This window comes from Pseudomonas sp. D3-27, from assembly GCF_051132165.1.
In the GTDB taxonomy this organism is placed as follows: Bacteria; Pseudomonadota; Gammaproteobacteria; order Pseudomonadales; family Pseudomonadaceae; genus Aquipseudomonas.
Map to the genome: position 1 here is coordinate 4,174,723 of NZ_CP071667.1, position 26,121 is coordinate 4,200,843.

The following is a 26,121-nucleotide window of genomic DNA, read 5'->3' on the forward strand; positions in this document are numbered from 1 at the left end:
CGGCCTCTAAACATTCAGGTTGAACATTTGGCAACGGGCCTTGTCCTATCGACATCCTGCGGCCAATCCCCAGAACCGCTCCCCTGAACTAACCGGTTAAATAAATATGCGCCCATTGAAACAGGCAATTTATTCCAGCCGTACGGCTGACAAGTTCGTCGTGCGTCTGCCAGACGGAATGCGGGAACGCATTGCCGAGGTGGCTCGTAATCATCACCGCAGCATGAACTCTGAAATCATCGCGCGCCTTGAGCAAAGCCTGATTCAGGAAGGTGCGTTGGGTGAAGAATTGAGCATGCGCCTGGACAGCCCGGAGCTGTCGCTGCATGAGCGCGAGTTGCTTCAACGCTTCCGACAGCTCTCCCATCGCCAGCAGAACGCCCTCGTTTCGCTGATTGCTCATGATGCCGAAATGGCCGCTGACGCGTCCTGATCGTGTCCAGGGTAATAAAGCCAGCTTAACGCTGGCTTTTTTTTCGCCCGGCGTTTGGCGACCTGGGGGGGCGGGGAAACCATCACCCAGAAAAAAACCCGCCAGTCAGGCGGGCTTCTTGATAAGCCACTCAGAGCAGGAAAATCGTCGCCAAGCCCAGGAAGATGAAAAACCCGCCGCTGTCCGTCATGGCGGTGATCATCACGCTCGCACCCATTGCTGGGTCGCGCCCCAGGCGCGCCAGGGTCATAGGGATCAAGACGCCCATCAGCGCGGCCAACAGCAGATTGAGCGTCATCGCCGCAGTCATGACCACGCCCAGCGACCAGCTGCCATACAGCAAGTACGCCACGACCCCGATCACCCCTCCCCAGATGACGCCATTGATCAACGCAACGGCCAGTTCCTTGCGCATCAAACGCGATGTATTGCCGGTACTGACCTGGTCCAAGGCCATGGCGCGGACAATCATGGTGATGGTCTGGTTGCCGGAGTTACCACCGATACCGGCAACGATGGGCATCAACGCCGCCAGTGCGACCAGCTTTTCGATGGAGCCTTCGAACAGGCCGATGACGCGGGACGCGACAAAAGCCGTGATCAGATTGATCGCCAGCCAGGCCCAACGGTTACGCAGGGACTTCCAGACCGAGGCGAAAATGTCCTCCTCTTCCCGCAGACCCGCCATGCTGAGGACTTCGCTTTCGCTTTCCTCACGGATCAAGTCCACCATTTCGTCGATGGTGAGACGGCCGATCAGCTTGCCGTTCTTGTCCACCACCGGCGCAGAAATCAGGTCGTAACGTTCGAATGCCTGGGCCGCATCGTAGGCGTTTTCGTCAGGATGGAAGCTCACAGGGTCGCTGGCCATCACCTCGGCCACTTGCTTCTCCGGATCGTTGACCAAAAGACGCTTGATAGGCAGAACGCCTTTGAGCACGCCGTCATAATCGACCACAAAGAGTTTGTCGGTATGGCCCGGCAATTCCTTGAGTCGCCGCAGATAACGCAAAACCACTTCAAGGCTGACGTCCTCGCGGATCGTCACCATCTCGAAGTCCATCAGCGCACCGACCTGCTCCTCGTCATAGGACAATGCCGAACGCACACGCTCGCGCTGTTGACCATCAAGAGCTTCCATCAGCTCATGGACAACGTCCCGTGGCAATTCGGGAGCAAGGTCGGCGAGCTCGTCGGCGTCCATCTCCTTGGCCGCTGCGAGAAGCTCATGGTCATCCATGTCTGCGATCAGGGTTTCACGAACCGAGTCGGACACTTCGAGCAGGATGTCGCCGTCGCGATCGGCCTGGACCAATTGCCAGACGGTCAGACGCTCTTCCAGCGGCAAGGCTTCAAGGATGTAGGCAACGTCGGCCGAGTGCAGATCATCGAGCTTACGTTGCAACTCGACGAGATTCTGCCGATGTACCAGGTTCTCGACCCGATCGGAATGCGGACCTTCCTGGCGATGCGTGAGGTCTTCCACGACGCGCTGGCGATGCAACAGCTCAACGACTTGAGCGAGGCGATCCTGAAGGCTTTCCTGCGTTTTTTTTACTTCTATTTCAGTCATAGGCGAACTCCACTCCCAGCAGTGGAGCACGCCGGAAGGATCAATCAGTTAATTCATGATTGGCAAAAAGAGATATTGAGTAACTACTGGGTAAGTCCATGAAGATATTCCAAAGCCCCGGCGGGGCTGACGGGCGCAATCATACACCGCTTGGCGCCGTAACACGTTAAAAAATCATGGCAAGAACAAGTGCTTGCGAGACAAACCTGAACACAGGCTGAACGTCTGTTTCTACGACGACTTATCCTGAAAAGAAAACACAGCCCCAGGGAGAAATGTCACAGCTATCCTTTTTTATTTACCGTCAAGGAGGACGGCAGCATGCCCGTAAGCCGCTATCTGTTTCTGCTCGCCACCCTGCCCTGCCTGCCTCTCTGGGCTGCCGATCACGTTGTGCACCGCTGCGAAAACAGTGCTGGGAAAATCACGTTCACAACCCTCAGTTGCGAGCCGGGAGAAACCCTGACAATGCAGCAGGTTCATACATACAGCCCACCCCCTATCGAGCCGATGCTGCCCGAAGCCGAAGGTCGGCAAACATCCAGCAACAAAACCAGACGCAAGGAACCGACCATTGTTGGCCAACTCGAGGACAGCTGTGGAAACCAGATCAACACCAACCAGCGCCGCGAAGCCATCCTGAAGCGACGAATCGTTGTCGGCATGAGCGAACAAGACGTCGTCAGCGCGCTTGGCAAACCGGATACGATCAAGGTTCGAAATTCGAGCACTCGGTACACCTACAAGACACAGAAAGGTCGGAGCGCAGAGGTCGTGTTCGACGAGAAGGGATGCGTGAAAGGCAAATCGTAGACAGCAAAAAGCCCGCGTTAAACGCGGGCTTCTTGGTGTATGGTGCACTCGACAGGATTCGAACCTGTGACCGCTCGGTTCGTAGCCGAGTACTCTATCCAGCTGAGCTACGAGTGCAAGTTGTGGTTTTATACCAGATCACAACTGGTTGAAGCCAAGTTATTTGCATTGCTGCAAGCAACTCTTAAATGGTGCACTCGACAGGATTCGAACCTGTGACCGCTCGGTTCGTAGCCGAGTACTCTATCCAGCTGAGCTACGAGTGCATTTGTTGCCGCGCATTATAGGTCGCCGAATCTTTTTGTAAAGCGCTTTTTTCAGTAATTTCAATCACTTACCGATCAAGCAAGATAACAGCGCACTAAACGAATAATGGCGGAGAACGGGGGATTCGAACCCCCGACACCCTTTTGAGGTGTACTCCCTTAGCAGGGGAGCGCCTTCGGCCACTCGGCCAGCTCTCCGCAACACGGGGCGTATATTAACCACCTTCATCCCCGTTTGCAAACATAAAAATCGATAAAAATTAATGGCTTGGTTCGTCGTCCTTCTCTTTCTTGATACGCAGGTAGATTTCCTCCCGGTGCACAGCGACCTCCTTCGGCGCATTGACGCCGATACGCACTTGGTTTCCTTTGACGCCGAGCACGGTCACGGTGATTTCGCCATCGCCAATAATCAGGCTCTCTGCGCACCGACGGGTCAGAATCAGCATACGTTTCTCCTCACGCGATTCAGTTCAGGAACAACAGTCTGCAAAAAAAGGGCATGGGTCCTACAACCGAAACGCTCGCGGCCCACAGGCCTAGTATTGACCAGCGGGTGCAAAAGAACAGTTTTGGAACATGCCATTCAGAAAAACAAAGGGCGCGGTCGAAGCCGCGCCCTCAGGCAACGCCTTACTCGCCCTGTCGGGCTGCGGCGTCGAGTTCAAAAGCCGTGTGCAGGGCGCGCACGGCGAGTTCCAGATACTTCTCCTCGATCACCACGGAAACCTTGATTTCCGAGGTGGAGATCATCTGGATATTGATGCTTTCCTTGGCCAGGGACTCGAACATGCGGCTCGCCACGCCCGCGTGGGAGCGCATGCCAACACCAACGATCGAGACCTTGGCAATCTTGGTATCGCCCACCACTTCCCGGGCGCCAATCTCGTCGGCCGTGTTCTTGAGCACGGCTTCGGCGGACTGGTAGTCGTTGCGGTGCACGGTAAAGGTGAAGTCGGTGGTGTTATCGTGCGCAACGTTCTGCACGATCATGTCGACTTCAATGTTGGCGGCACTGATCGGACCTAGAATCTTGAAGGCCACACCGGGGGTGTCTGGCACGCCACGGATGGTCAGCTTGGCTTCATCGCGGTTGAAAGCGATGCCGGAAATGATCGGCTGTTCCATGGATTCCTCTTCATCAATAGTAATGAGGGTGCCCGGACCCTCCTTGAAGCTGTGCAGGACGCGCAGCGGAACGTTGTACTTGCCGGCGAATTCAACCGCGCGGATCTGCAATACCTTGGAACCGAGGCTGGCCATTTCCAGCATCTCTTCGAAGGTAATCTTGTCCAGGCGCTGAGCCACGGGCACAACCCGTGGGTCGGTGGTATAGACGCCATCCACATCGGTGTAGATCTGGCACTCGTCAGCCTTGAGGGCTGCTGCCAGCGCGACACCAGTGGTATCGGAACCGCCACGACCAAGGGTGGTGATGTTGCCGTGCTCATCCACGCCCTGGAAACCGGCGACAACCACGACACGACCGGCCTTCAGGTCACCACGAATTTTCTGATCGTCGATTTGCAGGATACGCGCTTTGTTATGCGCGCTGTCCGTCAGGATACGGACTTGGTTACCGGTGTAGGACACCGCCGGCACGCCACGCTTGATCAGCGCCATGGCCAGCAAGGCGATGGTCACCTGCTCACCAGTGGAAACGATCACATCCAGCTCGCGGGGGACCGGTTGCTGGTCGCCGCTGATTTGCTTGGCCAGATCGATCAGACGGTTGGTCTCGCCGCTCATTGCCGACAGCACGACCACCAGGTCATCGCCAGCGTCACGGAATTTCTTAACCTTGTCGGCGACTTGTTCGATTCTCTCGACGGTGCCGACCGAGGTGCCTCCAAATTTCTGTACGATCAAAGCCATTTCAAAGCCGCCTCTGCCCGTGAAGGGCGCCCAAATAATCACTCAACAGCGGCCGGGTCCGCCTTGGCGAACCCGGGGCGCCGCCTTAAATACCCTGCTCTACAAATGCAACGGTCTGGGCCAATGCCGCGTCCAGGGCGCCGGCATCGGTACCGCCGCCTTGCGCCATGTCTGGACGACCACCGCCCTTCCCGCCCACTGCCGCAGCGGCCTGCTTCATCAAATCACCGGCTTTGAGTTGGCCAGTCAGGTCTTTGGTCACGCCTGCGACGAGAACGACCTTTTCCTCATGGACACCGCCGAGCAGGATCACTGCGCGGCCGAGTTTGTTTTTCAGTTGATCGACCAGCGCCAACAAGGCCTTGCCGTCTTGGCCGTCGAGACGCGCGGCCAGCACTTTCATGCCCTTGACGTCCACGGCCTGGGCCGACAGATCGTCGCCCGCGGCGCTGGCGGCCTTGGCCTGCAACTGCTCGAGTTGCTTTTCCAGCGCGCGGTTGCGCTCCAGCACAGCCGACAGCTTGTCGATCAGGTTGTCGCGACTGCCCTTGATCAGGCTGGCCGCTTCCTTGAGTTGTTCTTCCGCCGCGTTGAGGTACGCCAGCGCCGCTGCGCCAGTGACGGCCTCGATACGTCGCACGCCGGAGGCAACGCCGCCTTCGCTGATGATCTTCAGCAGGCCGATGTCGCCGGTGCGATTGGCATGGATGCCACCGCACAGCTCAACGGAGAAGTCGCCCATGCTCAGTACACGGACACTGTCGCCATACTTCTCGCCGAACAGCGCCATCGCGCCCTTGCGCTTGGCGGTCTCGATATCGGTTTCTTCGGTTTCTACCGGTGAGTTCTTGCGGATCTGCGCGTTGACAATGTCTTCCAGCGCCTTGATCTGCTCAGGCTTGATGGCTTCGAAGTGGCTGAAGTCGAAGCGCAGGCGCTGGCTGTCCACCAAGGAGCCTTTCTGTTGGACATGCTCGCCCAGCACCTGGCGCAACGCTGCGTGCAGCAAGTGCGTGGCGGAGTGGTTCAGGGAAGTCGCGTGGCGAACCTCGGCATCGACATGAGCGGCCACTGGGGCGGCGATCATCAGGCTGCCGGAAGCCAGCACGCCGTGGTGCAGGAAGGCACCGCCGGTCTTGGTGGTATCGCGTACATCGAAGCGCGAATTGCCCGCCTGCAGGTAACCGCTGTCGCCGATCTGGCCGCCGGATTCGGCGTAGAACGGTGTCTTGTCCAGCACGATCACGCCTTCCTGGCCTTCGCTCAGGATGTCGACCGACTGCCCATCCTTATAGATGGCGACGATCTTGGCCGAACCGGTGGTCGCGGCGTAGCCAGTGAACTCGGTCGCCACGTCAACCTTGACCAGGCTGTTGTAGTCCATGCCGAAGGAGCTCGCGGAGCGCGCACGCACACGCTGGGCTTCCATCTCGCGCTCGAAACCTTCCTCGTCGAGGGTCAGGTTGCGCTCGCGGGCGATGTCGCCAGTCAGGTCCATCGGGAAGCCGTACGTGTCGTACAGTTTGAACACCACATCGCCCGGGACCACGTTGCCCTTGAGTTCGGCCAGGTCCTGCTCGAGGATCTTCAGGCCTTGCTCCAGGGTCTTGGCGAACTGCTCTTCTTCGCCCTTGAGCACGCGCTCGATATGCGCCTGTTGGGTCTTGAGTTCCGGGAAGGCTTCGCCCATCTCGGCCACCAGCGCCCCGACGATCTGATAGAAGAAACTGCCCTTGGCGCCCAGCTTGTTGCCGTGGCGGCAGGCGCGGCGGATGATCCGGCGCAGCACATAACCGCGGCCTTCGTTGGAAGGCAGTACACCGTCGGCAATCAGGAAGCCGCAGGAACGGATGTGGTCAGCGACTACTTTCAGCGAAGCCTGGTTGTCGTTGGTGCAGCCGATGGCCTTGGCCGACGCGCTCAGCAGGCTCTGGAATAGGTCGATTTCGTAGTTGGAGTGAACGTGCTGCAGCACCGCGCTGATCCGCTCCAGGCCCATGCCGGTGTCCACCGACGGTGCTGGCAGCGGATGCAACACGCCATCGGCGGTGCGGTTGAACTGCATGAAGACGTTGTTCCAGATTTCGATATAGCGGTCACCGTCTTCTTCCGGCGAGCCCGGTGGGCCACCCCAGATGTCGGCGCCGTGATCGTAGAAGATCTCGGTGCAAGGGCCGCATGGGCCGGTGTCACCCATGGTCCAGAAGTTATCCGACGCGTAGGGCGCACCCTTGTTGTCGCCGATGCGCACCATGCGCTCAGCCGGGACACCGACGTCCTTGGTCCAGATGTCATAGGCTTCGTCGTCGGTGGCATAGACCGTTACCCAAAGTTTTTCCTTGGGCAGGTTCAGCCATTTGTCAGACGTGAGGAACGTCCAGGCAAAGGTAATGGCGTCACGCTTGAAATAATCACCGAAGCTGAAGTTGCCCAGCATCTCGAAGAACGTGTGGTGACGAGCGGTATAGCCGACGTTTTCCAGGTCGTTGTGCTTGCCGCCGGCGCGCACGCACTTCTGGCTGCTCACCGCACGGGTGTAGGCACGTTTTTCCTGGCCCAGGAAGCAGTCCTTGAACTGGTTCATCCCCGCGTTGGTGAACAGCAGGGTCGGGTCGTTGCCCGGAATCAAAGAGCTGGAGGCTACTCGGGTGTGGCCTTGCTCTTCGAAGAAGCGAAGGAAGGCTTCACGGATTTCTGCGCTTTTCATTAGGTTCTTCCACGGAGGCTGCGGCCAAAGGCCTGTGCAAAACGTCAACAGACGGAGCAACGGCAAAGGGCCGCATTATATCGGCCCTTCGCGTGGGGTACAGCGTGTTTATGCGATAGAAACTATCAATTACCCCGGTTCCCGGGTCATTGGCGGGAAAATTCGACGAAAGTGGTGATCACGTGAACGATTTGCGCCGCGCTCACGTCCATGTGCGTCACCATTCGCAGCCGTGAAGCCGCGCTGAGCTTGACGCCCCGCTCATCGGCAAACGCCTTGATCGCCTCGGCCCGCTCACCCATTTGCACGTAGACCATGTTGGTATGCACCGGCTCGACCTCGTAGCCCGCCGCGCGCAAGCCTTCGGCGAGCCTCTGAGCATTGGCGTGGTCATCAGCCAGGCGCTGGACGTTATGGTCCAGGGCATACAGCCCCGCCGCAGCGAGGATCCCGGCCTGGCGCATCCCCCCGCCAACCATTTTGCGCAGCCGGCGGGCCTTGCGGATCAGCTCGACCGTGCCGCACAGCACCGAGCCCACCGGAGCACCCAGCCCCTTGGACAGGCACACCGACACCGAATCGAAATGTTGGGTGATTTCCCGGGCATCGACATTCAGCTTGGCGGCGGCGTTGTACAACCGTGCCCCGTCCAGATGAAGGGCAAGCCCATGCTCCTGGGTAAAGCGCCGGGCTCGGGCCAGGTAATCCAGCGGCAGCACCTTGCCCTGCATGGTGTTTTCCAAGGCTAGCAGTCGCGTGCGGGCAAAGTGGAAATCGTCGGGCTTGATCGCCGCCGCGACGTGCGCCAGGTCTAACGAGCCGTCCGCCTGCACTTCGAGAGGTTGCGGCTGGATCGAACCAAGCACCGCCGCGCCGCCGCCCTCGTATTTGTAAGTGTGGGCTTGCTGGCCGACGATATATTCGTCGCCGCGCTCGCAATGGGCCATCAACCCCAGCAGATTGCTCATGGTGCCTGAGGGCACGAACAGTGCCGCGGCAAAACCCAAGCGCTCGGCGAGCTCGGCTTCGAGACGGTTGACAGTCGGGTCTTCGCCATACACATCGTCGCCGGTCGGCGCGCTGGCCATGGCATCCAGCATGCCGGCGGAGGGTTGGGTGACCGTGTCGCTGCGAAGATCGATAACACTCATGAATCTGGCCTCGGGTTCTGGTGGGGAAAATTCCCTTTCTAAGGGCAATTACTGCGGGCATGGCGCGGAATAATCAAGCCCAGGACCACACGGACCATCCAAATCACCTGTGGTAGCGAGCTTGCTCGCTCCCACAGGGGTTATGTGTTAAAAATCCTCCGCCGTCACAAAATGTGTCGGCAAAACGTTCTCAGGGCGGGGTGCGATTCCCCACCGGCGGTAATTGCGCGCAATGCGCATAGCCCGCGAGCGCTTGGCACTACACGGCTTTCGCGGTGCAGCGGCAAGGTCAGCAGACCCGGTTTGATCCCGGGGCCGACGGTCATAGTCCGGATGAAGAGAGAACGGGATCGACACCCAAGGGCCGACTGCGACTCTGTGCGCGGCGTACCCTCGAATCCCCTTCGATTCATGACGCCCTGTTTTTTACACAAACAGGAACCAGAACATGCAACCCACCGCAATCGACAGCAAGACCAAAACCCATCCGGGCGAGCGCGTCGCGTTCATCCAGGCCTGCTGGCACAAGGAAATCGTCGACCAGAGCCGCAAAGGCTTCGTCGCCGAAATGATCAGCCAGGGCTACCAGGAAAGCGACATCGACTTCTTCGAAGTCGGCGGTGCCTTTGAAATCCCGCTTCACGCCAAGTTGCTGGCCAAATCCGGCCGTTACGCCGGTATCGTCGCTGCCGGCCTGGTGGTGGATGGCGGGATCTACCGCCACGAGTTTGTCGCCCAATCGGTCATCACCGGCCTGATGCAGGTCCAGTTGGAAACCGAGGTACCGGTGTTCTCGGTCGTGCTGACGCCGCATCACTTCCATGCAGGCGAAGAACACCAGAAGTTTTTCTTCGAGCACTTCGTACACAAGGGTCAGGAAGCGGCGAAGACGTGTGCCGATACGCTGCATAAGACTCGGGCGTTGCGTCGCAGTGAGCAGCGGGCGGTAGCGGTTTAAAAGCCGCTAAAAAACCTGTGGGAGCGAGCTTGCTCGCGATAGCGGTGCTCCAGCCGACATCCTTGTCGCTGACACTCAGCTATCGCGAGCAAGCTCGCTCCCACAGGGGTTCAGCGGCGTGCGTGAGATTCGGGTCAGGCCAAGTTTTCGTCAGTCGCGGGCACGATCAGGATGCCGGCCCGCAAACCATTCTTCACCTTAGGGTTAGGGAAGATGATCCGGGCGCCCTCTTCTTCGATCACCCAGCGGGTCTGGGCGATGTCTTCGGCCAGCACATAGCCTTTATCCAGCTCCGAGAAATTCTCGATGTCCGCGGGCAGATTCAGGCGGAAGCTGTCGCTGTGCTTGATGATTTCCCGCGCCACGCTGAACAGTTGCAGGCCGTCCAGGCTGTCCTCCAGCTCGGGCTCATTGCCTTCGATGATCTGCTGCAGACGGGTTTCCAGCAAGTTGACGTTGACGCCGTCGTTTTGCCCGAACGGCCGGGCCTTGCCCAGTTCCAGGGTGAAGGACTCGGCACCGAGCTGGTCGTAGGTGTAGGCGCTGAATACGATGGAGGGCTTGTTCTGCAGCAACACTGCTTCCATGCCCGCCGCGCGCAGGCGCGCCAGTTCACGGCGTGAGTGCTGGCGGCCTTCTTTCCAGGGGTACAGGGCGAACTGCTCGATCCTCGAGCCGCGAATGGCGGTGTGCAGGTCGTAGTGCAGACGGCTGCGGTCCGGCACGCTGAAAAAACTTGCGGCCAGGCGCTCCAGCTCACAGGCGCGCAACGCCTCGGGCCCGCCACTCAACTCATGACGACCATTGAACAGCCGGTTGACGTCCTGCTCGACAAAGCGCTCGCCGCGACGGATTGCCTCGGGATTTCCGAACAGGAACAGAATGCGCGCCCGGGGCTTCAGGTCGCCACGGGCAATGTCATGCAACAGCCGGTCAAGCAATTCGATCGGCGCGGTTTCGTTGCCGTGAATACCCGCCGACAGCAGCAGGTCCAGGCCATTATCCCGGGCTTCGGGCGGCTTGACCTCCAGCGCGCCCTCGCTCAGCCAGCGCATCCGTACGCCTTCGACAGTCAGTTGAGTCTTCTCCGCCGGTTCACGGCCGGCGAGGGTCAGTTCAAGCAGTTTGCCGAGGGCGAGCATAATGCGGTTTCCTTAATGGTCGTGGCCGCAATCCGGGCCATGGACATGGTCATCGTCGCCGACGTCCGCCGGTTCCATTTCCAGTTGCAGGCTGACCAGGTTGGTCGCCAACGGACGCAACAGCAGGTTGGCGTATTCCTCGTCTCCTTCCTCCACGTCGACGCCGATCAGCAACTGACCACGGCCGTCCTGCTGGATCCACAGCTCCTTGCCCTGCCACATCACCGCGACGCGGGTGCAGGAGGTTTCCAGTTGCGTGCCGTCGGTGTCTTCAAGAATCAGCTGCAGGGTATCGCTCATGTTTTTACATTCTCGTCTGGGGATAAGGCAACGCGCCCTGCTTTGACTGTAGTCAGGTCGCGCGCGCTTTCAATTGATCTGGAAAGGATAGACCGAGCCAAGTTTAAGGATTTGTGTCAGCTCATCCAGGGCCGACCGGCATTCAAGCAGCAACTGCGGGTCCGCCAGGTCGTTTTCGGCCATGCGGTCGCGGTAGTGGCGCTCGACCCACTGGGTCAGCGAATCGTACAGCGGCGCGGTCATGATAACCCCTGGGTTGACGGCGGCCAGCTCGGTTTCGTTCAACGCCACGCGCAACCGCAGGCACGCCGGGCCGCCACCGTTCTGCATGCTTTGCTTGAGGTCGAAGACCTTCACTTCCCGGATGACCCCGCCAGAACCCGTCAGGCCTTGCAGGTACTGCCAGACGCGTTCGTTGCTGCGGCACTCTTCCGGCACGATCAACAGCATCGAGCCATCGGGACGCGAAAGCAATTGGCTGTTGAACAAGTAGGAACGCACCGCGTCATCCACGGTGACCGCCGAACGCGGTACACACACCGACTGAAATTTCCCACCAACCTTGGCGAGTTTGCAGCTCAGCTCGGCCAGCATCTTGTCGGTCTCGAGGAACGCATCCTCGTGATAGAACAACACCTCGCCATTGCCCACTGCGATCACGTCGTTGTGGAAAACCCCCTGGTCGATCACCGCCGGGTTCTGCTGGGCGTAGACCACGCCCTCTTCGCTCAAGCCGTGCAGGCGGGCGACGGCGCGGGACGCTTCGAGGGTCTGGCGCGCCGGGTATTTCTGTGGCGAAGGGAAACGGCTGTCGAATGCACTGCGACCGAACACGAAGAACTCGACACCGGCTTCGCCATAGGCGCGACAGAAACGCGTGTGGTTGGCCGCGCCTTCGTCGCCGAACTGTGCCACCGCCGGCAATGCGGCGTGGTGGGCGAAGTGTTGCGCGTTGGCAAACATCGCCCCCAGCACGCGACTGGTGGTCGGGTGTTCGATGCTGCGGTGGTATTTGCAGTTGAGGTTGGCGGCGGTGAAATGCACGCGACCGTCAGCCGTGTCGGCGCTCGGGCTGACGGTGGCGGCGTTGGCTACCCACATGCTCGAGGCCGAGCAACTGGCAACGAGCAACGGCATGGCTTCTTTGGCGGCCTGCTGGATGACCTGGGCATCGCTGCCGGCAAAGCCCAGCCGGCGCAAAGCCGCTACGTCCGGGCGCTCCTGCGGCGCCAGCACCCCTTGCTGGAACCCCATGTCCATCAGCGCTTTCATTTTCGCCAGGCCTTGCAATGCCGCTTCCTTGGGGTTGGAAGATTGCTGGCTGTTGCTCTGGGAGGCGACGTTGCCGTAGGAAAGCCCGCCGTAGTTATGGGTCGGCCCCACCAGACCGTCAAAGTTGACTTCATAGGATTTCATCAGCGAGGCTCCACGAGAATCTGTTTTTATAGGCATCAGTAAAGACCGCAGTGCGGGCTTCGTCGGATCGCCGCCCGGAGCAGGCTCGCTCCCACAATGGATTGTGCAAATCCCTGTGAGAGCGAGCCTGCTCGCGAAACGGACTACACCATTTTTACGCCAGGCGTCAGGCTCGCCGGCATGACCAGGCTCGGCGTTTCCAGGGAAGCCACCGGATACGCGCAATAATCCGCCGCGTAATAAGCGCTGGCGCGGTGGTTGCCCGAGGCACCGACACCGCCGAACGGCGCGCTGCTGGCGGCGCCGGTCAGTTGTTTGTTCCAGTTGACGATACCGGCGCGGCTTTGCAGCCAGAACTGCTCGTAGCGTTCCTGGGAATCCGAAAGCAAGCCGGCGGCCAGGCCATATTGAGTATTGTTGGCTTCGCTGATCGCGCCCGCGAAATCCTTGTAGCGAATGACCTGCAGCAACGGCCCGAACAATTCCTCGTCGGGGCGCTCGGCCACGGCAGTGACATCGAGGATCCCTGGCGTCAACAACGCAGCCTGGGGTTGCGGCTGGGTCATGGCCAGCAGCGGCACGGCGCCCTTGCCCAGTAAATGGTTTTGCGCATCCATCAGGGCCTTCGCGGCGGCAAGGGAAACCACAGAGCCCATGAACGGCGCCGGTTGCTGGTCGAAGGCCCCGACGTCGAGGGTCGAGCTGACCTGCACCAGGCGCGCCAGCAAGGCATCGCCCCAGGCGCCTTCCGGCACCAGCAGGCGGCGCGCGCAGGTGCAGCGCTGGCCGGCGGAAATGAATGCGGACTGGATGATGGTGTACACCGCCGCATCGACGTCGGCCACCTCATCGACCACCAACGGATTGTTGCCACCCATTTCCAGGGCGAGGATCTTGTCCGGGCGACCGGAGAACTGTTGGTGCAGAAGATTGCCGGTACGGCTGGACCCGGTGAAGAACAGCCCGTCGATCCCTGGTTCCGCCGCCAGGGCAATACCGGTTTCCCGCGCGCCTTGCACCAGGTTCAACACGCCTGCCGGCAGGCCCGCCTCCTCCCAGCACTTGACCGTCAACTCGGCGACTTTCGGCGTCAGCTCACTGGGCTTGAACAACACGCAATTGCCCGCCAGCAGCGCAGGCACAATGTGCCCGTTGGGCAAGTGACCAGGGAAGTTGTAAGGACCGAACACCGCCACCACACCGTGGGGCTTGTGGCGCAGCACGGCGGTAGCGTCGCCCAGAGGGCCGCTTTTCTCGCCGGTGCGCTCGCGGTAGCTCTGCACTGAGATGGCGACTTTGTTGATCATGCTGGTGACTTCGGTGGCGGCTTCCCACAAGGGCTTGCCGGTTTCCTCACCGATGCAACGGGCCAATTCGTCAGCGTGCGTCTTCAGGGTGTCGGCGAACGCTTCCAACACCTGGATGCGCTCATCCAGCGAGCGTCGCGCCCAGTCCGGGAATGCCTGGCGCGCCGCCTGCACGGCGGACTCCACCTGCGCCGCCGTCGCGCCTTTTCCAGACCACAGCACTTGCTGGGTCACCGGGTTCAACGACTCAAAGACGTCGCTCTGGCCTTCCAGCCAACTTCCAGCGATGTACAACGATTTCATTATTTCGACTCCCGAGCGGCAGACAACGCCACGGCACGCACCTGGTCGCCAGCGTTGAGTTGAAGACGTTTGGCGGTCAGTGGATCGACCACCAGGGTGCCCGCGGCGAAACGCGCCGGCGCCGCCGTGATGCGGCAGTCCTGGCATTTGCGGTTATGAATGAGAAATGGCGTGGCGTCATCGCCGGGCGTGCCAACGGCCAGAACCAGCGCCTGGCTGTCGCGGATCGCGCGGATCTTGCCGGTCTCGCACTCGATGGCCGGGCCAGCGTCGAAGATGTCGACGTAGCCCTGGTAACTGAATCCTTCGCTCTTGAGCATCGACAGCGCCGGCTCGGTGTCGGGATGGACCTGGCCGATCACGGCCCGGGCGTCCTCGGACAAGAAGCAGGTGTACAGCGGGAACTTGGGCATCAGCTCGGCGATGAACGCTTTGTTACCGACCCCGGTCAGGTAGTCGGCCTGGCTGAACTCCATCTTGAAAAAGTGCCGGCCCAGGCTTTCCCAGAACGGCGAGCGCCCGTTGTCGTCGGACATGCCGCGCATCTCGGCGATGATCTTGTTGCCGAACAGTTGTGGGAATTCGGCGATGAACAGCAGCCGCGCCTTCGCCAGCATCCGGCCATTGAGGCCATTGCGGTAGTCCGCGTGGAGGAACAGCGAGCACAGCTCGGAATTGCCCGTCAGGTCGTTGGCCAGGAACAACGTCGGGATCTCCCGATAGATGTTCAGCTCTTGGGAAGCACTGACTGTCAGGCCAACCCGGAAGTTGTACCAAGGCTCACGCAACCCCACGGCGCCTGCGATGGCGGAAATACCCACCACGCGACCGTCATCGTCTTCGAGCACGAACAGGTAGTCCGCGTCGCCACGCCCAGCTTCGCCGCGAAAGGTCTTTTCGGCCCAGCCAACCCGATGGGCCAGACGCTCTTCATTGGCCGGCAAGGTGGTCAGGCCGGTGCCGGTGCTGCGGGCCAGGGCGATCAGAGCGGGTAAATCGCTGCTGCGTACGGGACGAACGATCATGCTATCTCCTCGAACGGGCCGCTCATGCCACCCGCGAAAACTGCTGTTTAAACCGCTACCAGGCGCACGCTGGCGCCTTCGCCAACACCCAGGGCTTCGGCTGCTTCCATGTCCAGCGTCACAGGTTTGCCTGGCGCGTAGTCGAGGTCGAGCAACACGGCGCGGTAATCCTGGAGTTGGGCATTGGCCACCAGGTACTGCCGCCCGGCGCCCTTGACGGTTTCGCCGATCTTCACCGGCACCACGCGGCTCTGGGCGATCGAGCGGATCCCCGAGACGCGAGCGTGCAGGGTCGGGCCGCCGTCAAAGATGTCGATGTAGTGATCGGTCTCGAAACCCTCGCGCATCAGGATGTCGAAGGTGATCTGCGCGCGCGGGTGGACCTGGCCCATGGCTTCCTGGGCGGCATCCGGTAACAGCGGCACGTAGATCGGGTAATGCGGCATCAGCTCGGCGAGGAAGGTCCGGCTTTTCAACCCGCACAGGCGCTCGGCTGCGGCATAGTTGAGGTCGAAGAAGTTGCGACCGATGGCGTCCCAGAATGGCGAGTCGCCGTTTTCGTCGCTATAGCCGACGATCTCGGTCACCACCGAATCGGCGAAACGCTCCGGGTGGCTGGCGACAAACAGCAGACGCCCGCGCGAGTTCAGCTCCGACCACGGCGAACCCACCAGTTCCGGGACCACGTAGAAGCTGGTCAGCAAGCTATTGCCGGTCAGGTCGTGGCACTGGGAGAGTACGTGGATCTTGTTGTGGATCTTCAGCTCACGGGAAGCGTGGACGAAGGTCTCGTTGCGGAAGCTGTAGAACGGTTCGGAATAACCCGCCGAAGCGACAATGGCCGAACAGCCGGCCAATCTGCCGGTGGCGGTGTCTTCGAGAACGAAGAAATAACTTTCTTCACCATTGAAGCTGACTTCGGCGGCAAACGAGGCCTCGCTTGCGGCGATCTTGTCGCTCAAGCGTTCCACGTCATCCGGCAAGGAAGTGACACCGATCGGGCTGTCCGCAGCCAGACGCTGTACCTCGCCCAGATCAGCCATTTGCGCGGGGCGCATCACCAGCATGGTGTCACTCCTTAACTTGAAATAAAGGGTTCGACCGTAAGATCGATACACAGAAAAAAACTAAACGAATACCCTGGCCCATGACTACATTGCGGCGGTCTTCGATTTTTCAGCCACTGCAAGACTCCTGTGGGAGCGAGCTTGCTCGCGATAGCGGTGTGTCAGTCACTTTGATACTGGCTCATCCGCCGCCATCGCGAGCAAGCTCGCTCCCACAAGGGATCCAGTCCAGCTTCAGCCTTGGGTCAACTTCACCGCGGCCCGCTCGAAGCGGTCCAGGCCGGCGTCGATGTCGGCGTCTTCCACCACCAGGCTCGGAGCGAAGCGGATCACGTCCGGGCCGGCTTGCAGGATCATCAGGCCTTCCTGTTCGGCGGCGTTGAAGATGTCCTTGGCCTTGCCCTTCCAGGCGTCGTTCAGCACGCAACCGATCAGCAGACCCAGGCCGCGCACTTGGGTGAACAGGCCGTACTTCTCGCCGATCTGCAACAGCCGGGTCTTGAATTTGTCGTGCTTGGCCTTGACGCCATTGAGCACTTCAGGGGTATTGACCACATCGATTACCGCTTCGGCCACCGCGCAGGCCAGCGGGTTGCCGCCGTAGGTGGTGCCGTGGGTGCCGACGACAAGGTGCTTGGCCAGCGCTTCGGTGGTGAGCATCGCCGCGATCGGGAAACCGCCGCCCAGGCTCTTGGCGCTGGTGAGGATGTCCGGGACCACGCCGTAATGCATGTAGGCGAACAGCTCGCCGCTACGGCCCATGCCGGTCTGCACTTCGTCGAAAACCAGCAGTGCGTTGTGTGCATCGCACAGTTCACGGGCGCCCTGCAGGTAGGCCAACTCGGCCGGCAACACACCGCCCTCGCCTTGGATGGGTTCCAGCACCACGGCGCAGGTCTTGTCCGAGACCGCCGCTTTCAGAGCCGCCAGGTCGTTGTAAGGAACGTGGGTGATGCCAGTGATTTTAGGGCCGAAACCATCGGAGTACTTCGACTGTCCGCCTACGTTGACGGTGAACAGCGTCCGGCCGTGGAAACTGTTGAGCGCGGCGATGATTTCATATTTTTCGCTGCCGAACCGATCGAACCCGACCCGGCGGGCCAGCTTGAAAGCGGCCTCGTTGGCTTCGGCGCCGGAGTTGCAGAAGAATGCGCGCTCGGCGAAGGTCGCATCGACCAGTTTATGCGCCAGGCGCAGAGCTGGCTCGTTGGTGAACACGTTCGATACGTGCCACAACTTATTGGCCTGCTCGGTCAGTGCACCGACCAGCGCCGGGTGGGCATGGCCCAGTACGTTGACCGCGATACCGCCCGCAAAGTCGATCAGCTCGCGACCGGACTGGTCCCACACGCGGGAACCGGCACCACGCACAGGAATGAAGGCTGCAGGTGCATAGTTGGGAACCATCACCTGGTCGAAATCGGCGCGTTGTACCGCGGCTTGCTCAACGGACATCGGAGTCTCCTGAAGAGGAACACCCGCCTGGAACTGGCGAGCTTGGTAAGGATTGTAAGGACAGTTTTCAGCCCGGCCTTGCCGCCAAGCGACAACTTCTTATAGCGCCAACCCACGTTTTGCGCGGGTTTACGGCAATGCGACAAATAGCGTCGCAATGGCGCAGTTTAAACGTTGCCGGTGTATTTGAGGCACCTGCATCCACATTTCCGCTGCCAGGCACAAAACACCTGTGGGAGCGAGCTTGCTCGCGATGGCGCAGTGTCAGTCACCTTCAGCATTGACTGACACTCCATCATCGCGAGCAAGCTCGCTCCCACAGTTTTTGTGTTGACCGCTCTATCCGCAGTCTTACCATTAGCCGCGCTCGGACGGCACCGAAGACAATTCGAACGGGCTGCTGCTACGCCGCTGGTTGCGATCTTCCCGCGGTGTCGCGCCGAAGAAGTTGCGGTAGGCGCTGGAGAAGTGTGGCCCCGAGGAGAAACCACAGGACAGGCCGATCTGGATGATGGATTTGCTGGTCTGCATCAACATCTGCCGGGCCTTGTTCAGGCGCAGCTCCAGATAATACTGGCTCGGCACGCGATTAAGGTACTGCTTGAAGATCCGCTCCAGCTGCCGGCGGGACACGCACACATGTTGGGCGATCTCGTCGGTGGTCAACGGCTCTTCGATGTTGGCTTCCATCAACAGCACGGCCTGGGTGAGCTTCGGATGACTGGAACCCAAGCGGTTCTGCAACGGAATACGCTGGCGCTCGCCGCCTTCACGGATGCGCTCGACCACCAGTTCTTCCGACACCGCGCCAGCCAGTTCGGCGCCGTGGTCCCGGGCCAGCACCGCCAACAGCAGATCAAGCACCGACATGCCGCCGCAAGCGCTCAGGCGATCGCGGTCCCAATCAAACAAATGGCTGGTGGCGATGACCTTGGGGAAGCGCTCGGAGAAGTCATCTTGCCAGCGCCAGTGAACGGCAGCTCGATAGCCATCGAGCAAACCCAACTGCGCCAGCGGATAGACGCCAGCGGACAAACCGCCGATGACGCAACCTGCGCGCACCAATTGCTTGAGGGCGCTGCTCAGCGGCGAGGCCAGCGTCGTTGGTGGCTCGTCGGCCACCAGAAACAGTTTCTGAAGACCTTCGAGCTTGCCGACCCAGGATTCACCGGGTAACTGCCAAGCGCCCTCGGCCGGTGGCTCGGCTTGCAGGAACGACAATTCGTAGACCACGTCCGGATGCACGCGCTGGGCGACACGCAAGGCCTCCTCGGCCAGCGCCAGCGTCAAGGCTTTAGTGCTGGGCCAAATCAGGAAACCTATTCGATGGGCAGTCATGGCGGGCAATCCGAAGCGAAAACAGTGTTAAAGCCGAAAGCGGCTGCAACCAAACTAGACCATCTGGCGCATGGCGCGCAGCATGATCCAATCCGGTGCGTAACGGGAGCGATTACTTGAGGCTGCCCGACAGAAATTGTTGCAGGCGCTCCGATTGCGGGTTGACCAGCACTTCCCGTGGGTTGCCGCTTTCTTCAACGATGCCTTTGTGCAGGAATACCAACTGGTTCGACACTTCGCGGGCAAAGCCCATTTCATGAGTCACCACCACCATGGTCCGGCCTTCCTGCGCCAACGCCTGCATCACTTTGAGCACGTCGCCCACCAATTCAGGGTCGAGGGCCGAAGTCGGTTCATCGAACAGCATCACCTCCGGCTCCATCGCCAGCGCCCGGGCGATCGCCACGCGCTGCTGCTCGCCGCCGGACATGTGGCCTGGGTAGGCGTCCTTGCGATGGGCCACGCCGACCTTGTTCAGGTAGTGCTCGGCCTTCTCCCGCGCTTCGGCCTTGGCCACGCCCAATACATGCACCGGCGCTTCCATGATGTTTTCCAGGGCGGTCATGTGGGACCACAAGTTGAAGTGCTGGAACACCATCGACAACCGCGAACGCATGCGCTGCAGTTGCTTTGGGTCCGCGGCCTTCATGGCGCCGTCCTTGCCTGCTACGAGCTTCAACTCTTCGTTGTTGAGCAAGATCTTGCCGGCATGGGGTTGCTCAAGCAGGTTGATGCAACGCAGGAAGGTACTCTTGCCGGAGCCACTGGAGCCGATGATGCTGATCACATCGCCGGCGGCGGCTTTCAAGGACACGCCCTTGAGCACTTCATGACTGCCATAGCGTTTATGCAGGTCTTGGACTTCAAGCTTGTACATGCGGTCGGTTCTCACAAAACGTCAATCGTTGAGCAGTCGATCGGATCGATGCGTTATCAGTGCTTGCGCGGGGCCAGGTAACCCAGCCAGCGGCGCTCGGCCAGCTTGAACAGGCGCACCAGGATGAAGGTCAGGCACAGGTAGAACACGCCGGCCGTGATGTAGGCCTCGAACGGCAAGTAGTACTGCGCATTCACCGTGCGCGCGGCACCAGTGATGTCGATCAAGGTGACGATGGACGCGAGACTGGTGGTCTGCAGCATCATGATCACTTCGTTGCTGTATTGCGGCAGCGCCCGGCGCAGGGCCGAGGGCAGCAGGATCCGGCGATACAGCTTGTAGCGCGACATACCCATCGCCTTGGCCGCCTCGATCTCACCGTTGGGCGTGGCCCGCAGGCTGCCGGCGATGATTTCGGCGGTGTAGGCGCTGGTATTGATGGCGAACGCCAGGCACGCACAGAACGTCGCGCTGGACAGCCACGGCCAGAGGAAGCTTTCGCGCACGACGGCGAACTGCGCCAGCCCGTAATAGATCAGGAACAACTGCACCAGCATCGGCGTGCCGCGAATCACATAGGTGTAGAGCCACGCCGTCATGTTGACGACCGGCTGCTTGGACACCCGCATCAGCCCCAGGGGCAGCGCCGCCAACAGGCCGAAGAACAGCGACAAGGCCAACAGCTTCAGGGTGGTCAGCAAGCCGTTGAAGTACAGCGGCAAGGCTTCAATGATGACGTTGTAGTCGAAGATCATAGATCAGCCGCCCTTACGCCTACCGAGTAGCGCTTCTCAAGGTGACGCAATGCCAGCAACGAAACGCTGGTGATCACCAGGTACATCGCCGCCACTGCGAGGAAGAAGGTGAAAGGCTCGCGGGTGGCATCCGCCGCCTGCTTGGCCTTGAACATCATGTCTTGCAGGCCCACCACGGAAATCAGCGCGGTGGCCTTGGTCAGTACCAACCAGTTGTTGGTGAAGCCCGGGATCGCCAGTCGGATCATCTGCGGCACCATCACCCGGAAAAACACCTGGAACCCACTCATGCCGTACGCCATGCCCGCCTCCGCCTGGCCCTTGGGGATGGCCATGAACGCGCCGCGGAAGGTTTCCGACAGGTACGCGCCGAAGATGAAACCCAGGGTGCCGATACCGGCCGCCAGCGGATTCAGGTCGATGTAGTCGTCATAGCCAAGCATCGGCGCCACACGGTTGAGCAAGTCCTGGCCGCCGTAGAAAATCAGCAGGATCAACACCAGGTCCGGAATGCCGCGGATTACCGTCGAATACAGGTCGCCCAGCCACGCCAGCCAACGGACCGGCGAGAGGCGCAGCGCGACACCAATCAACCCCAGGACGATGGCCAGGGCCATGGACGACAAGGCGAGCTGAAGCGTCAACCATGCGCCATCGAGGATGACAGCCCCGTAGCCTTTCAACATGATTCAGGTCCTCGAAAGTGGGATGAAAAAATGGCGCAAACCGCAGAAATCCTGTTGCTTGCGCCATTTCGCCGCAGTGGCGGGACTTGTTACTTGCCGTAGATGTCGAAGGCGAAGTATTTATCCTGGATCTGCTTGTAGTTGCCGTTCTCGCGAATGGCAGCGATTGCAGTGTTGATCTTGTCTTTCAACGCGTCACCCTTGCGAACCGCGATACCCACGCCGTCACCGAAGTATTTGACATCGGTGAAGGCCGGGCCAACAAACGCAAAGCCTTTGCCCGCGTCAGTCTTCAGGAAACCGTCATCCAACAGCGTGGCGTCGGCCACGGTGCCGTCGAGGCGACCGGCGGAGACGTCCAGGTAGATCTCGTTCTGCGAACCGTACGGCTTGATCTCGGCACCCAGCGGGGCCAGGACTTCACGTGCGAAACGCTCGTGGATCGAACCGCGCTGCACGCCAATGTTCTTGCCCTTGAGCTCGGCCAGGCCGTCGCTGACCTGGGTGCCGGCCTTCATCACCAGACGGGCCGGGGTGTTGTAGTACTTGTTGGTGAAATCAACGGATTTCTTGCGATCTTCAGTGATCGACATCGACGACAGGATCGCGTCGATCTTGCGTACCTTGAGCGCCGGAATCAGGCCGTCGAACTCTTGCTCGACCCACACGCACTTGACCTTCATCTCTTCACACAGCGCATTGCCGATGTCGTAGTCGAAGCCGACGATGCTGCCGTCCGGAGCCTTGGAGGCAAACGGAGGGTAAGCGGCTTCGATACCGATTTTCAGGGGCTTCTCATCAGCGAAGGTCGGCAGGGACAGCACGGACAGTGCCAGGGCGCCAAGCAGCACAAGTTTCTTCATCTTGGGACTCCATCGGTAAAGGGCGAAAACGGCAGAGTGAGCAACAGCCCAATATGCGAATGGGTGGAACGAACTTTGGTGCTGCGTCCGACAAGCGCGCATTTTATTCAACGCAGGCCACGACGAGCGAGTGATCGGCATTCTAACGACAGGCCCGAAGCCGATATTTCTTCAATGCGACAACAAATTACAGAAGCACCGAGAAAGCTGTTCGAGCACATTGACAGCCCCGCAAATACATGCAAGAGCAAAGGAAAGGGAACCGATCCATGCTGCAAATAGCGGGCCCATTATTGGCAAACCCTTCTAATCCGGCAAGCACAGCGTGTCGGCTTGTTTTTCGAGATGCGTGAAAACGCCCTGCGACGGGGCTTGGCGTTTCACATCGCCCCGTTGTGGCGCCTTTGGTTACACATTTCGAAACACCGGTAACGTTCCGACGCTTCTTACATTGACGCCGATATTTATTCATCCATCAAACCCGTGGCGAGGGAGCTTTCTCCCGCTGGGCTGCGCAGCAGCCCCAAAAGCCAGGCACCGCGTTTGTTCAGGCATACCGCATTGACCGGTTTACGACTGCTGCGCAGCCGAGCGGGAGCAAGCTCCCTCGCCACAAAGGCACCACACTTCAAGCCCTCCCAGCGCGCCCATAAAAAAACCCCGCCCGGCAAATACCGGGCGGGGCTCTTGGGTACTACATGCGACCGTCAGGCGACGTTCATGGTCTTGTGCGTCTCGATCAGGTGCGCCACCACACCCGGATCGGCCAGGGTGGAAATATCACCCAAACCGTCGTATTCCGCCGTGGCAATCTTGCGCAGGATGCGGCGCATGATCTTGCCGGAACGGGTCTTCGGCAGGCCCGGCGCCCACTGAATGACATCCGGCGAGGCAATCGGACCGATCTCCTTGCGCACCCAGTTCTTCAGTTCCAGGCGCAGGGCCTCGCTGGTCTCTTCGCCGGCATTGAGGGTGACGTAGACATAAATGCCCTGCCCCTTGATGTCATGCGGCACACCCACGACCGCCGCTTCGGCGACTTTCGGGTGAGCGACCATTGCGCTCTCGATCTCGGCGGTGCCCATGCGGTGACCCGACACGTTGAGTACGTCATCCACCCGGCCGGTGATCCAGTAGTAGCCGTCCTCGTCGCGACGCGCACCGTCGCCGGTGAAATACATGCCGCTGAAGGTCTTGAAATAGGTATCGACAAAACGGTCATGGTCGCCGTACAGGGTACGCGCCTGGCCTGGCCACGAATCGAGGATCACCAGGTTGCCTTCGGCAGCGCCTTCGACCAGGTTGCCGAGGTTGTCCACCAGTGCCGGCACCACACCGAAGAACGGCCGAGTAGCGGAACCTGGCTTCAGCGCCGTAGCGCCTGGCAACGGGCTGATCAGCACACCGCCCGTTTCGGTCTGCCACCATGTATCGACGATCGGGCAACGCTCCTTGCCGACATTCTTGTGGTACCAATCCCACGCTTCCGGGTTGATTGGCTCACCCACCGAACCCAGCAGGCGCAGGCTGCTGCCATCGGCGCCTTCGACGGCGGCGGTGCCAGAGGCCATCATCGCGCGAATAGCGGTAGGCGCGGTGTAGAGAATATTGACCTTGTGCTTGTCGATCACCTTGGCCACCCGGGTGATGTCCGGGTAGTTCGGCACGCCCTCGAACAGCACCGTGGTCGCGCCGTTGGCCAGCGGGCCATAGACGATGTAGCTGTGGCCGGTGACCCAGCCCACGTCGGCGGTGCACCAGTAGATCTCGCCTGGCTTGTAGTCGAACACCCGCTCATGGGTCAGCGCGGCGTACAACAAGTAGCCAGCCGTGGTGTGCTGCACGCCCTTGGGCTTGCCGGTGGAACCGGAGGTGTAGAGGATGAACAGGGCCTCTTCGGCGCCCATTTCCTTCGGCGCGCATACGGTGCCGGCGACCTTCATCAGGTCCTCGTACCAGATGTCGCGGTGCTGGTTCCACTTGATGTTGCCCGCCGTGCGCTTGCACACGATGACTTTCTGGATGCTGCTGGTTTCCGGGTTGGTCAGCGCATCGTCAACGTTCGCCTTGAGCGGGATTTTCTTGCCAGCACGAATGCCTTCGTCGGCGGTGATCACCACTTTGGATTTGCAGTCGATGATCCGGCCGGCCAGTGCTTCAGGGGAGAAACCGCCGAACACCACCGAGTGAATCGCGCCGATGCGGGTACAGGCCAGCATCGCTACCACGGCCTCGGGGATCATCGGCATGTAGATGGTCACCACGTCGCCACGATGCACGTCCTGCCCGCGCAAGGCGTTGGCGAACTTGCAGACTTCTTCGTGCAGCTCGCGATAGGTGATATTGCGGCTCTCGGAAGGATCGTCGCCTTCCCAGATGATCGCGACTTGATCGCCGCGCTCGGCCAGGTGTCGGTCGAGGCAGTTATAGGAAACGTTCAAGGTGCCATCGGCAAACCACTTGATGTCGACATGGTGGTCGTCGAAAGAAGTCTGCTTCACCGTGGTGAAAGGCTTGATCCAATCGAGGCGCTTGGCCTGCTCGCGCCAGAAGCCGTCCGGGTTGACGACCGACTGCTGGTACATGGCCTTGTAGGTCGCCTCGTCAGTCAGCGTATTGGCCGCTACCTCGGGACGAACGGGATACACAGAAGCCGCACTCATCTTTCTTACCTCGGTGACAATAGTTGTTTTTGTATGATCCCGTTGTAGCCCGGGGCGGGCCTATAGAACCATTCGACGATGGTAGTAACAAGTCCCTACAAAATGTCGGTACTAACTGGCAAACGCACTTGAAGATATCTTCATGTGGCGAGCAAGCCTGCTCGCGAAGGCGCTGGGTCAGCCATCATCGATCCAACGAAAAGTCAGCCGATTGTTACCAGATCAACCAACAGTGTTTATCAAAACCGAGTCTGTTTGCCCCCGCCCCCAACTTCTAAAATCCACCTCGCCAACCGGCAAACACGATTGACGCAACACAGCCCCCACGAAGGCCGTTGATCCAACTTCCAAAACTCGCTCCACACGCAGCCCCAAAAAGGCTGCGTGCCCCCACTCGACCTCAACAAAGGTGAAATACAGATGAAAGCTTTATGGGTTCTGGTCCTCGGCAGCCTCTGCACCACCGCGATGGCTGACGAAACCCCGACCGATCTCGCGCAGCAAAAACCGGCTATCGAGGAGTACACCTACTCCAGCCACTTGGACATTGCCAAGGTCCTTTCCATGAGCACGATCCCGAACGTTTGCGAAGTGGTCCCGGCAACAATGGAATACGAAGACTCCAAGGGCCAACGCCACATCCTGCGCTACCGCGTCCTGGGCAACGGTTGTTCCGACAGCTGATCACAACCAGCAATCCCACGGCCCGATACCGATCGGGCCTGGTTGTGTCTGGAGCCACCAAAAAGCGCCAGAAAACACAACATGTAGTGCAAAAAGGTAAAAATCGATCATTTTGTGATCAAAAAAAGTCGTCGCCCTATCCATGCGAAAAAAAACTTCAGCGGCCAAAGCCTTGTAAACCCGCGCTCCCATGCGGATACGCCCCTCACCACCCCTCCCGTGAGCTATTTCGCCGCACCACGTAGGCAAAAAAGTCCTTATAATGCCGCCTTAAACGGGCCTGCAATATTCCCTTACAGGGATCACGCCAGCCTGGAGCCAACGCAGGGGGCAATCGCCTTCCCGCTCTACCGCCGCTCCGGAATGACCCGTACATTTTTCTGTTTATTGCCTGCGTCAGCTGCTGCAACAAACGATTTTTCAAGATCCACCGCGGCCAATAGGCCTTATCGGGCATCTGGCCC

22 protein-coding genes, 3 tRNA genes and 1 riboswitch are annotated in these 26,121 nt (G+C 60.0%); of the genes, 4 read left to right on the top strand and 21 right to left on the bottom strand.

Translation table 11 applies throughout. The features are described from left to right. Nucleotides 1-106 precede the first annotated feature (106 nt). Nucleotides 107-433: an Arc family DNA-binding protein gene (locus J3P92_RS18925; RefSeq protein ID WP_003178899.1), complete on the top strand. Its 327-nt coding sequence runs from the start codon at nucleotides 107-109 to the stop codon at nucleotides 431-433. Between the two features lie 130 nt (nucleotides 434-563). On the opposite strand, the gene mgtE is transcribed toward J3P92_RS18925, so the two are convergent. Next, a complete protein-coding gene (gene mgtE / locus J3P92_RS18930) occupies nucleotides 564-2,006 on the bottom strand; it encodes a magnesium transporter (protein ID WP_420767492.1) in 1,443 nt (480 codons plus the stop codon). A 321-nt stretch (nucleotides 2,007-2,327) separates the two neighbouring features. Here mgtE and J3P92_RS18935 point away from each other — a divergent pair, with 321 nt between their 5' ends. After that, entirely contained in the window at nucleotides 2,328-2,819 is a 492-nt protein-coding gene (locus J3P92_RS18935; protein WP_434560227.1) for a cell envelope protein SmpA, read from the top strand. 40 nt (nucleotides 2,820-2,859) lie between these two features. Here J3P92_RS18935 and J3P92_RS18940 read toward each other — a convergent pair. The 7 genes from J3P92_RS18940 to ltaE all read right to left on the bottom strand — a co-directional run bounded on the left by J3P92_RS18940 (nucleotide 2,860) and on the right by ltaE (nucleotide 8,818). Continuing rightward, nucleotides 2,860-2,936, bottom strand: a tRNA-Arg gene (locus tag J3P92_RS18940). A 72-nt stretch (nucleotides 2,937-3,008) separates the two neighbouring features. Then, nucleotides 3,009-3,085 (bottom strand) — tRNA-Arg (locus tag J3P92_RS18945). A gap of 107 nt (nucleotides 3,086-3,192) precedes the next feature. After that, nucleotides 3,193-3,283: transfer RNA gene (locus J3P92_RS18950), tRNA-Ser, on the bottom strand. A gap of 62 nt (nucleotides 3,284-3,345) precedes the next feature. Beyond that, the gene (gene csrA / locus J3P92_RS18955; protein WP_003178872.1) at nucleotides 3,346-3,534 is read right to left on the bottom strand and encodes a carbon storage regulator CsrA; all 189 of its coding nucleotides are present in this window, start codon (nucleotides 3,532-3,534) and stop codon (nucleotides 3,346-3,348) included. Between the two features lie 184 nt (nucleotides 3,535-3,718). Continuing rightward, nucleotides 3,719-4,960 carry an aspartate kinase gene (locus J3P92_RS18960; protein WP_434648671.1) on the bottom strand — a complete coding sequence of 414 codons (1,242 nt, stop codon included), beginning with the start codon at nucleotides 4,958-4,960 and terminating at the stop codon, nucleotides 3,719-3,721. 85 nt (nucleotides 4,961-5,045) lie between these two features. Beyond that, nucleotides 5,046-7,667, bottom strand: a complete 2,622-nt coding sequence (alaS, locus tag J3P92_RS18965; protein ID WP_434648673.1) for an alanine--tRNA ligase — start codon at nucleotides 7,665-7,667, stop codon at nucleotides 5,046-5,048. A gap of 146 nt (nucleotides 7,668-7,813) precedes the next feature. Then, a complete protein-coding gene (gene ltaE / locus J3P92_RS18970) occupies nucleotides 7,814-8,818 on the bottom strand; it encodes a low-specificity L-threonine aldolase (RefSeq protein ID WP_434648674.1) in 1,005 nt (334 codons plus the stop codon). Nucleotides 8,819-9,000: 182 nt separating this feature from the next. Further along, nucleotides 9,001-9,168, top strand: a riboswitch (FMN riboswitch). 98 nt (nucleotides 9,169-9,266) lie between these two features. Between ltaE and J3P92_RS18975 the strand changes: the two genes are divergently transcribed. Then, the gene (locus J3P92_RS18975) at nucleotides 9,267-9,776 is read left to right on the top strand and encodes a 6,7-dimethyl-8-ribityllumazine synthase (protein ID WP_434607346.1); all 510 of its coding nucleotides are present in this window, start codon (nucleotides 9,267-9,269) and stop codon (nucleotides 9,774-9,776) included. Between the two features lie 134 nt (nucleotides 9,777-9,910). Here the strand turns inward: J3P92_RS18975 and astE are convergent, their stop codons facing one another. From astE to acs, 13 genes are all read right to left on the bottom strand, one after another. Then, a complete protein-coding gene (astE, locus tag J3P92_RS18980) occupies nucleotides 9,911-10,918 on the bottom strand; it encodes a succinylglutamate desuccinylase (RefSeq protein WP_434648676.1) in 1,008 nt (335 codons plus the stop codon). Between the two features lie 12 nt (nucleotides 10,919-10,930). Further along, entirely contained in the window at nucleotides 10,931-11,218 is a 288-nt protein-coding gene (locus J3P92_RS18985; RefSeq protein WP_003178862.1) for a hypothetical protein, read from the bottom strand. A 69-nt stretch (nucleotides 11,219-11,287) separates the two neighbouring features. After that, on the bottom strand, nucleotides 11,288-12,634 hold the full coding sequence (gene astB / locus J3P92_RS18990) for an N-succinylarginine dihydrolase (RefSeq protein WP_434648678.1): 1,347 nt from the start codon (nucleotides 12,632-12,634) through the stop codon (nucleotides 11,288-11,290). Nucleotides 12,635-12,777: 143 nt separating this feature from the next. Beyond that, complete coding sequence (astD, locus tag J3P92_RS18995) at nucleotides 12,778-14,247, bottom strand: succinylglutamate-semialdehyde dehydrogenase (RefSeq protein ID WP_434651157.1); 1,470 nt, start codon at nucleotides 14,245-14,247, stop codon at nucleotides 12,778-12,780. Beyond that, nucleotides 14,244-15,269, bottom strand: coding sequence for an arginine N-succinyltransferase (gene astA / locus J3P92_RS19000; protein WP_420767500.1), 1,026 nt, complete (start codon nucleotides 15,267-15,269; stop codon nucleotides 14,244-14,246). Before astA ends, astD begins: the two co-directional genes overlap by 4 nt. Nucleotides 15,270-15,316: 47 nt before the next feature. Beyond that, nucleotides 15,317-16,336 carry an arginine/ornithine succinyltransferase subunit alpha gene (gene aruF, locus J3P92_RS19005; protein WP_420767501.1) on the bottom strand — a complete coding sequence of 340 codons (1,020 nt, stop codon included), beginning with the start codon at nucleotides 16,334-16,336 and terminating at the stop codon, nucleotides 15,317-15,319. Nucleotides 16,337-16,570: 234 nt separating this feature from the next. After that, a complete protein-coding gene (locus tag J3P92_RS19010; protein ID WP_420767502.1) occupies nucleotides 16,571-17,791 on the bottom strand; it encodes an aspartate aminotransferase family protein in 1,221 nt (406 codons plus the stop codon). Nucleotides 17,792-18,148: 357 nt separating this feature from the next. Continuing rightward, nucleotides 18,149-19,129 carry a transcriptional regulator ArgR gene (gene argR / locus J3P92_RS19015; RefSeq protein ID WP_420767503.1) on the bottom strand — a complete coding sequence of 327 codons (981 nt, stop codon included), beginning with the start codon at nucleotides 19,127-19,129 and terminating at the stop codon, nucleotides 18,149-18,151. Between the two features lie 112 nt (nucleotides 19,130-19,241). Then, on the bottom strand, nucleotides 19,242-20,006 hold the full coding sequence (locus J3P92_RS19020) for an ABC transporter ATP-binding protein (protein ID WP_434560239.1): 765 nt from the start codon (nucleotides 20,004-20,006) through the stop codon (nucleotides 19,242-19,244). Between the two features lie 56 nt (nucleotides 20,007-20,062). Beyond that, nucleotides 20,063-20,761 (bottom strand): ABC transporter permease, encoded by a 699-nt coding sequence (locus J3P92_RS19025; RefSeq protein WP_420767505.1) that lies wholly within the window; start codon nucleotides 20,759-20,761, stop codon nucleotides 20,063-20,065. After that, complete coding sequence (locus J3P92_RS19030; protein WP_420767506.1) at nucleotides 20,758-21,447, bottom strand: ABC transporter permease; 690 nt, start codon at nucleotides 21,445-21,447, stop codon at nucleotides 20,758-20,760. Before J3P92_RS19030 ends, J3P92_RS19025 begins: the two co-directional genes overlap by 4 nt. 89 nt (nucleotides 21,448-21,536) lie before the next feature. Beyond that, nucleotides 21,537-22,310, bottom strand: coding sequence for an ABC transporter substrate-binding protein (locus J3P92_RS19035; protein WP_434648680.1), 774 nt, complete (start codon nucleotides 22,308-22,310; stop codon nucleotides 21,537-21,539). A gap of 707 nt (nucleotides 22,311-23,017) precedes the next feature. Beyond that, nucleotides 23,018-24,973 (bottom strand): acetate--CoA ligase, encoded by a 1,956-nt coding sequence (gene acs / locus J3P92_RS19040; protein ID WP_420767508.1) that lies wholly within the window; start codon nucleotides 24,971-24,973, stop codon nucleotides 23,018-23,020. 420 nt (nucleotides 24,974-25,393) lie between these two features. On the opposite strand from acs, the gene J3P92_RS19045 reads away from it, so the two are divergent. Further along, nucleotides 25,394-25,657: a DUF2790 domain-containing protein gene (locus J3P92_RS19045; protein ID WP_420767509.1), complete on the top strand. Its 264-nt coding sequence runs from the start codon at nucleotides 25,394-25,396 to the stop codon at nucleotides 25,655-25,657. Nucleotides 25,658-26,121: the final 464 nt, after the last annotated feature.